The organism is Paenibacillus sp. MAH-35, from assembly GCF_058135425.1.
Window position 1 is genome coordinate 434,538 of record NZ_JBYUPU010000002.1, and the last position, 8,505, is coordinate 443,042.

At 54.2% G+C, this 8,505-nt stretch carries 6 protein-coding genes; 3 read left to right on the forward strand and 3 right to left on the reverse strand.

Translation table 11 applies throughout. From position 1 onward, the window contains the following. Nucleotides 1–100: 100 nt before the first annotated feature. Nucleotides 101–1,315, reverse strand: a complete 1,215-nt coding sequence (locus tag AC3Y2E_RS03560) for an MFS transporter (RefSeq protein WP_379207194.1) — start codon at nt 1,313–1,315, stop codon at nt 101–103. Nucleotides 1,316–1,400: 85 nt separating this feature from the next. Then, complete coding sequence (locus tag AC3Y2E_RS03565) at nt 1,401–1,535, reverse strand: hypothetical protein (RefSeq protein WP_379207196.1); 135 nt, start codon at nt 1,533–1,535, stop codon at nt 1,401–1,403. Nucleotides 1,536–1,736: 201 nt separating this feature from the next. Here AC3Y2E_RS03565 and AC3Y2E_RS03570 point away from each other — a divergent pair, with 201 nt between their 5' ends. Continuing rightward, complete coding sequence (locus AC3Y2E_RS03570) at nt 1,737–3,077, forward strand: ABC transporter substrate-binding protein (protein ID WP_379207198.1); 1,341 nt, start codon at nt 1,737–1,739, stop codon at nt 3,075–3,077. Nucleotides 3,078–3,150: 73 nt separating this feature from the next. Here the strand turns inward: AC3Y2E_RS03570 and AC3Y2E_RS03575 are convergent, their stop codons facing one another. Further along, entirely contained in the window at nt 3,151–4,038 is an 888-nt protein-coding gene (locus tag AC3Y2E_RS03575; protein ID WP_379207200.1) for an AraC family transcriptional regulator, read from the reverse strand. Nucleotides 4,039–4,390: 352 nt separating this feature from the next. Between AC3Y2E_RS03575 and AC3Y2E_RS03580 the strand changes: the two genes are divergently transcribed. Continuing rightward, a complete protein-coding gene (locus AC3Y2E_RS03580; RefSeq protein WP_379207202.1) occupies nt 4,391–6,214 on the forward strand; it encodes an ABC transporter ATP-binding protein in 1,824 nt (607 codons plus the stop codon). After that, entirely contained in the window at nt 6,183–7,928 is a 1,746-nt protein-coding gene (locus tag AC3Y2E_RS03585) for an ABC transporter ATP-binding protein (RefSeq protein WP_379207205.1), read from the forward strand. The genes AC3Y2E_RS03580 and AC3Y2E_RS03585 overlap by 32 nt, the downstream gene beginning before the upstream one ends. The last annotated feature ends 577 nt before the right edge of the window (nt 7,929–8,505 follow it).

Below are 8,505 nucleotides of genomic sequence, written 5' to 3' on the forward strand. Positions count from 1 at the left end.
CTCATCTTCTAAGAGTAATTGTAAAAATCATACTATTCGCTCACCCGCGCTACTAGGCCGCCTTCAATCACGACAGCCTCGCCGTCCCGCACCCGGACCCTCACTCACTCCCGCTCCGCTTCCCCGTCCGTTTAACCGCCCAACCGATACAAACAAGGCACACCGGTACCCATACGATCAATACTTCTTGCAGCGCAGTCGACACATTCGTCCGATCCGCCAAAAACCCGATAACCGAAAAGGTGATCATCATGCCGACCGAGATCATCATGCTGAATACCGACAGCATCGTCGCCCGGATCGGGGAAGGGAGCAGCTCATTCAGATAAGCCTCCATCAAAGGCTCCAGGTAGCTGATCACTACTGCCATTAGGAAAAAGCAAGCAACCGCCGACTTCGCATCCCCGGACATCGAGAACAAGCACAACGAGATTATAAAGCCGACACCGGCAACGACAATCGTCCCCCTTTGGCCAAGCCGGCGTTCCCCTATAAACGCTACAGCGGCAACCGCCGCAGACAGCCAAGTTTCCAGCCCGTTGACCAGCCCGATCCGCTGATTGCTCAGACCGACCGACTGGAAGACAACCTGGCTGTAGAACGCGACCGACCACGACATGGAATAAAGGACGGCCCCGTACAAGCAAAGGGAAGCGAACGACAAATTCGTCCTCCCGAACTCGTAGGCCAGCCGAAGCTGCTTTATAAACGAGTAGGCTTCTTTTCCCTCTCCCGCACCTTCGGCGGAATCCAGGGGTTCGGTCAAAACGTACACGACCGCGAAGGTTAATGCGCTTAAAAGGATTTTACCGGCGTACACCCACGCCCATCCGATATCCGACAAGGCGCCGCCCGCCACGCCGCTAATCCCCAAAGTGACCAGCATGACGGCAGACAGCTGGGAGTTGTACCGTTTGAAATGTTTTTCTTTGCCGAGCTGCTTCAACGTCTCGTAGATCAAGGCGCTCGTCGCTCCCGACCGGAACGTGCCGACCAGACCGCCCAGGATAAACCCTGCCACAAGTATGGATGCGTGCCCACCCGCAAGCAGCAGGCCCGACGACATGATCCCCGCCACTTCGGCCATAAGCAAGCTGACTCGTTTGCCGTAACGATCCGCTACATAACCGGCCGGCACTTCAAGCAGGAAAATCGTGCAGTGGTACGCCGACTCGATCAGCGCAATTTCCGTCAGCGAGAAGCCTTGAGAGACGAGGAAGAGCATCCAGATCGCACGGTCCAATATAAACGAATTCAAGAAAGAGTACACGTAAAATAACGGTATATTCGCCGCAAGTTTTGTCCGTTCCACCATTCTCATCCTTTTCCTAAGAAAATGAAAAAGCTATAGAGCAGCACTCCATAGCTTCAGATGAGAAGAGCGTCAGGGATATCTCGACCTAACGGCTTCGACCTGCAGGCTGAAGGATGTGCTGATCCGTATATCCAAAAAAGGACAGACCCGTCCCGTTCAGCACATGTGTAAATTTAATGGTGCGTACGACCTCCGCCATATACTTGATCATGCCGTTCATATCCCCCACCCGCCTTCCGTACATCAATTTGACCTTTACTTTAGCACATTCATCTTGAAGGACATAGAGGAAATTTCGTTTAAAATAAAACGTTCCGGCTGGAAAGCAGCAATATTATTAGAGTTTGGATCAATACCGAAAGAGAATGAAAGAACTCTCCCTATGTATAATCGGACTACAAACCGTAGAGGAGGGTTTTAAGTGAGAGAGGCAACGAAAAGGGTGGCGCAAGGCTCGGTCGTGATGCTGACGTTGGCGACTGTGCTGGGATGTGCGGGCGGAACAAACTCGAATACGGGCGGAGGCAAGGAAGAGCCAGTGAAAGAGGCGGCAGCGGCCGTAAGTACGGAACCGGTAACACTGACTATTTTCAACAGCAGCATGGGTGATGAGCTGATGCAATCGGCTATTATCAACCCGATCCAGACCAAATATCCTTTTATTACGATGAAGGTGGTCAAAAAGGAGAAAGGCTCCTACATCGAGGACCTGATCGCGGCCGGAACCGTACCGGACATTATTATGGGCGACAGCAGCGGGGATATTCCGGTCTACAGCGAACTGAAGGTGCTCCATGATATGAGGCCGCTTGTCAAAAAGTTGGATTTCAATCTGAGCAGCATCGACCCGGCGGTGATGGACGAGGTGCGGGCGTACACGGGAGATGCGAGGTTATTGGCGCTTCCCCGCGGACACAATGTAGCGGTGCTTTACTACAATAAGGACATCTTCGACAAATTTGGCGTCCCTTACCCGAAGGACGGAATGACCTGGGAGGAAGCGATCGAGCTGTCCCGAAAAGTAACGAGGGTGGACGGCGGTATTCAATACCGGGGGCTCGATTTCTCGGAACATATCCTCATTCCGAATAACCAGTTGTCTCTGCCCGTTGTGGATGCTGTGACGATGAAAGCCGCGGTTAATACGGAGAAGTGGAAAAGGTTGTTCGAAGGCTTGAAGCAAGTGTATGCGATAGACGGCGCGACGCCGCAGCCGGCCGATTACGGAGGACGAGCAAGCACCCTGTTTCTCAAAGACAAAAATTTAGCCATGTTTGCTTCTACGCTTATGTTTGGCGCTTTGCCCGATGCGATGAAAAACGGACTTAATTGGGATGTCGCCACCCTGCCCTCCTTCCAAGAAGCGCCGGGAAGGACGATCCAGATGTTTGCTCCCTTTCTCGGAATTTCAGAGACGAGCAAGCACAAGGATCAGGCTTTTATGGCAATCGCCCATATTTTATCCGAAGAAGTACAGGTAGCAGAAGCCAGGCTGGGAAGACCTAGCGTGCTGAGCACGGACCGGGTCAAGAAGGAATACGGCCTGGAGAACGATTTGTTGAAAGGCAAAAACAAAGACGCCATTATCAAAAACAAGTTCGCCGTCGCGCGACCTTCCATTACGAAATACGACCCGGCCGCTTTCAACATTGTGCGAAGCAAGTTCAAAGAAGTCGTTCTGAACAACAAAGATATCAACACCGCTTTGAGAGAAGCGGAAGAAGCGATCAACAAAGATCTGGAGCAGAAAAAAGCACAGTAACTCCATAGTTTCCCTTCAGCGGAATTCGTCGTTCGGACGGGTTCCGCCCTTTATTTTCAGGCATCGCCTTCCATCAGAGGTACCTCGATTGCTTAAATTTTTTTCTGTATTCCTTCGGGGTCATCCCTTCGTTCTGTTTGAACACCAGACCGAAATAAGAATAGCTGTTAAAGCCTACTCTAGTCGCAATCTCCAAGATGGAGCTGTCGGAAAAAATAAGTTCTTGTTTGGCCTGATGAATCCGGGTGTACAAAATGAATCGACTGATCGTCTCCCCTGTCGTTTTCTTGAATATGCGGCACAAATGGTAGGGAGAAATATAGAACTTCTTAGCTAAATCCTCCAGCGGAATCTCGTCCGCGTAATGGTGCGTTAAGTAGTGGATCACTTGATTGACGACCGAGTTGGCTCGATCGGGCGGCCTCCCGCCAGAGGGAGAATTGCTGAAGAACAACCGGTGAATTTCTTGCAACAGCCGGTTTAACAATATACTTAACATTTGATCAAATCGGGTATGCCTGGACTTGTACTCCGTATGCATTTGTTCGAGCAGGGCGTAGATAGGAGCATGTTTTTCCTGGCAGAGACTGATCTGTCTGTACTCGGGCTTGCATTCCTTGCCGAATAAATCCGCCACCAATTGCTTGGAATCGGGGTTCAGAAACTCCGGCAGGAAGTTCACGACCGTGCGAGTAAAGCGCTTTCCAAAATCCGGAGAAGCTTTATGGATCTGGTGCGGCTCGATGATGATCAGATCATTGCCCTGGAACGGATAAATGTAGCCGTCATTCACATAGTTGCCTGAACCTTCGTGCAGGAAAAACAATTCGTACCCGTAATGGGAGTGGAAATTCATCTGGAAATGGATATCCGTCCAACAATATTTAATAAAAAAAGGAAGGTCATGCAGATGATTATTCGTATAATCGTCCTCAAACTCATTTCGGATGTCGGATAACAAATCAGGCACCCCCCAGGGAAAATAGTTCAATCCTAACAATAGGATATTTTAGAATACTTTACAATAAGCCTTGTAGAAAGAGTGCACTCCGGCCGACCGGAACACGGAAATGATGTTCGAGATTGGTTCTGGGGCAAAATCCGCACCCCATCAGGCAATCGGCTATATCCTCGTTTTTTGAGTAAACTCGAGCTATTCGGAGCAACCGGGAGCGCCCGTTTTCAGAAAATGCCGCCGTCCCCATTCCCCACGGACAATCTTAAAACGCGAACATTTGTTTTTACCGTTTGACCCTTCAAAATCTGCAGTGCTACGATTAGTTCACTTTCTTCTCGGGCAGGTGATCGATCGTTTGTTTCACATTCCGGATTGGCTGCGCTTCTTCGTCAAACAGTTTGGCCGTTCCAAAGCAGCGCTTCTGCTCGTAACGCTGTTGACGATGACAGCGGCCGTATGCGGAGCAGCGGCTCCACTGCTGATCGGACGGCTCATCGACCGGATTACTCTGTACGGCGGGGAAGGGTCGTCCATGCTTTCCCTCCTCCTGCTGGGTACCTTGCTGGTGACCGAGCTTAGCGTTACGCTGCGCGCTTACGTCTCTTCAAAAACGATGATTCGGCTGTCCTACCAGTTGACCGGCGAAACATTGGCTGCCGTGCTGCGCGCATCATCCGGCTTTTTCACAAGTACGCCGCGGGGCGAGCTTCTTCAGCGCTGCATCCAAGATACGAAGGCCGTTCAGCAATTCGGCCTGTCCACCTTGCCCGGCTTCGTTCAGGAGCTCGTACTCGCCGGGGTGGCGGTGGGGGTTATCGCCAGTTGGAACTGCCCGCTCGCGGTTGTGTTGCTAGCCGCCTACTTCCTTTTATTCATCCCGGTTCACGTATATGGCAAGAAGCGAGGCGCCGCCAGACAACAACTCGTGATTCACGAAGCCCGCCTCAGGCATAACTTGCTGGAGAAACTGGAGACGGTCAAGCAAATCAAACTGTACGGAACCGAGCGCAAGGAGCATGAAGCCGTCTTGGCCGAACAGGAGCGATGGGGGGATTTGAAATACCAGGAAGGCATACTCGACAACGTGTACCGGATGTTTCCGCGTATTCCCGATTCCTTGGCGCCGGCTCTTATCTTCCTGTTTGCCGGGTGGCAGATGATCCACGGACAAGCTTCCGTCGGCCAGCTCGTCACGATTATCGCCTATATTCCGGCGATTAACGCTCCAGTACGTTCATTTTTTGGATTATATGTCAGCTTTACCGATATCAAGGTGCGGATTCATGGATTATTGGACTATTTGCGCTTGCCTGTGGAACCCGGCTTGCAGGACGGCTTGCTGCGGCTTTCCGGCTGCCGGCACCTGCCGGTCTCGTTCTCGGGCGTATCCGTTACGGCAGACCGCGGCGATTTGCTGCGCAATGTAAGCTTCACGATCGCCCCCGGCGAACATATCGCGATCGTCGGGCCGACCGGCGCCGGGAAAAGCACGCTGCTGAGACTGCTGCTACGGCTGCAGGAGCCTGCAGCGGGTCATATCCGCATCGGCGGCTTCGCGATCAGCGAGCTGGACGCATCCTGTCTGCGAAGCCGGATCGGTTACGTCATGCAGGAAGGGACCTGGTTCAAGGATAGCCTGTACAACAATTTAACCTACTTGGGCGAAACGGATCACGATACGCTGGACAGATGGATTCGGGCGTTCGGCGCAGACTCGATCGTGGCAGGGCTTGAAGCCGGCTACGATACGGATATCGGCCAGAACGGCGGACGGCTCTCCGGCGGTCAGCGGCAACTGATGAGTCTCGTGCGCACGATGATCAAGCAGCCCGACATCCTGCTGCTGGACGAAGCGACCTCCTCGCTCGACCCGATTAGCGAATCCCTCGTCTACCAGGCGCTCGACATTCATGCCGCCGGCATTACAAGGGTCAGCGTCACACACCGGCTGCGGGGAGCGGCCCTTGCCGATCGGATACTCGTGCTGGATCGGGGACAATTGGTGGAGCAAGGCTCGCATGAACAGCTTCTCCGCCTTCAAGGACTGTATGCCAGGCTGTGGCGGGAAGAACTGGAGCAGGGCGACGGCGAGGATGGGAGCACGGAGACAAAGCCCGCCGAAGCCAAAGCTGAAGGAGGTGTCCGGCATGAGCACAGGCTTGCCCCCGTGGTCCGGTAACATGTCCGGCGCTGCGGCATATGCCAGGAAGCACCTGCTGCCCTATTGGCGGAATCTGCTGCTGATCGTGATGAAAAATGTAATCGGCAGCCTGCTGTATATGATCCCCCCGCTCCTAACGAAATACGTGCTGGAGCGTGTGCTGCCTGAACACAATTGGAATCTGCTGTTAATCGTCACTGCGGCGATGGTAGCCGCACCGATCGTTGGAAGTTTGCTGGTCGTTATGGAGGTCGTATGGGGAAGGTTTATACTCCGGTTGGCCTCCCGCGGACGTGCGGACTTGTTTCACGGCATTATTCACCAACCGATGGACCGAATACGCGGATACCGGACCGGCGATTTGCTGACCCGCCTGCTGGACGATACCCGTTCGATCGGGGATATCGTGGACGGACACCTGGGCTTCATGCTGTTTCATATCGTAACCATCGTTTCCGGGTCGGCGATTTTATTCGGGATCGCCCCCGGCCTTGCGGCCCTCGTGCTGACGCTATGGGCGGGACTAGCCATTCTGGTGACCGTGCTAAGCCGGCAGGTGAAGCGAAAAGCGGCGGAAACGGCACGCCACCAGTCGCTCGTTTCCGATAAGCTGCGGGAAATCGTATCCGGAGCCGCGTTCCTCAAAGCTTCCGGGCTAGAACAGCGGGCGCTGGCAGACGTGCAGAAGGGTCTGGATCGGGAATGGGAACATACCCGGCGAACGGTTCTCGCCGACCACCGCATCCGTATGTTCCATGCCTCGTTGAACGCATGCATCCTCGTTCTGATGTACGCGGCCGGCGGCCAGCTTGCGCTGCACGGTCAGATCACTGTCGGAGCGCTGATCGCTTTTATCGCGGTCTATAATTGGCTGCGGCCGTTCGGCATCTCGATGATCGAGATGGTGATGGCTGTCGTGAAAATATGGCCTTCCGTGGGACGGGTCAAGGAGATTGCCTTTACAGCGGAGGAGGCACCGCCGGGCCTTGTGCCGCAAGGGCCTGTTGAGCTGGAGGTAAAGCGGCTTGCGTTCCGCTATGACGGCAAGCCGACGCTTGAAGATATAAACTTTCGCGCTGCGCCCGGTTCCATCGTGTCGATCGTCGGTCCTCGGGGGTCGGGCAAATCGACGCTTGCGGATCTGCTGCTTCGGCTGCAAACGCCGGAATCGGGGGAGATCCGGCTGAACGGCCTATCTCTCGCTTCACTGGATTCGGATTGGCTGAGACGTCATATCTTGGTTGTCACGCAGGATATAATGCTTCGAAGCGGGACGATCGCGGACAATATCGTCTATGGTAGCGGAGAAACCGGCGCGGCCGCTCTGCAGGAGGCTATCCGCACCGCAGAGCTGGAGGAGTGGCTCTCCCGCCTGCCCGAAGGGCTGCGGACACCGGTTGGCGAGCAAGCGGTGCAGCTGTCCGGCGGAGAGCGGCAGCGGATCAGCATCGCGAGAGCGCTGCTTCGCAAGCCCGCGATCCTGATCCTCGATGAAGCGACTTCCGCGCTCGATCCCGGCACCGAACGCCGGCTGCTGGAGCGGATGATCCGGACGATGCAGGGGACTACCCTGATCTTCATTACGCATCGTCTCGATATCGCGCAGCGGTCGGACGAGGTGATCGTGCTGTGCGATGGGCGGATCGTGCAAGCAGGCCGCCATGCCGATCTGCTGTCGCAGCCAGGGATGTACCGGGAGCTGTGGCGCGAGCAAGCGGCGTCTGCCGGGTAAGGCGCCCGGTGCTCAGCAAGGTAGGCGGATCGCGTTAAGTCGTACCATTTGCATTAGGGCATTGTAGTGGAAGCGGAGCGGCTTGCGTACGAATCTTCATTTGCGGGAGGCAGTCGGGCGCGACCAGCCGGGCGAGGACAGATGAGAGGCAGGAGGGGAGTCGGTGCGAACCGATGTGTGGGACAGACGCGAGAGGTCAGTCAGGCGCGACCAGCTGTATCGGGAAAGACGGGGAGGCCAGACAGGCGACCAGACGTACGGAACCAGATAAAGGTGGTTTGTACCCCTCATCCGCTCGATTTTCAGGCTCACGATGAAAATAAGAGCGGTTTGCATCCTTTATTTCCGCCGATAGAGCCGTTTTCCCGACAAGTTCGCTGAAATAAGGGGTGAAAACCGCTTCTATCTCCAAGTAAGAACCTAATAAGTGAAAAATAAGAGGTCCTAATCGCACTAGCGTTGCAAAAACAGTAACATAGAACGTTAAGTTTTCATTTATTAGTAAACAAAGAACATTAATAACTTATTTTTACAGTCACTTTGGCGTGTAATCGGCCCAAAAAGGAATCTCAAACAA

Bases quoted from the DNA above. Each gene is read 5' to 3' on its own strand.
- AC3Y2E_RS03560 (WP_379207194.1), bottom strand. From the start codon at position 1,315: ATGGTGGAACGGACAAAACTTGCGGCGAATATACCGTTATTTTACGTG.
- AC3Y2E_RS03565 (WP_379207196.1), bottom strand. From the start codon at position 1,535: ATGAACGGCATGATCAAGTATATGGCGGAGGTCGTACGCACCATTAAA.
- AC3Y2E_RS03585 (WP_379207205.1), top strand. From the start codon at position 6,183: ATGAGCACAGGCTTGCCCCCGTGGTCCGGTAACATGTCCGGCGCTGCG.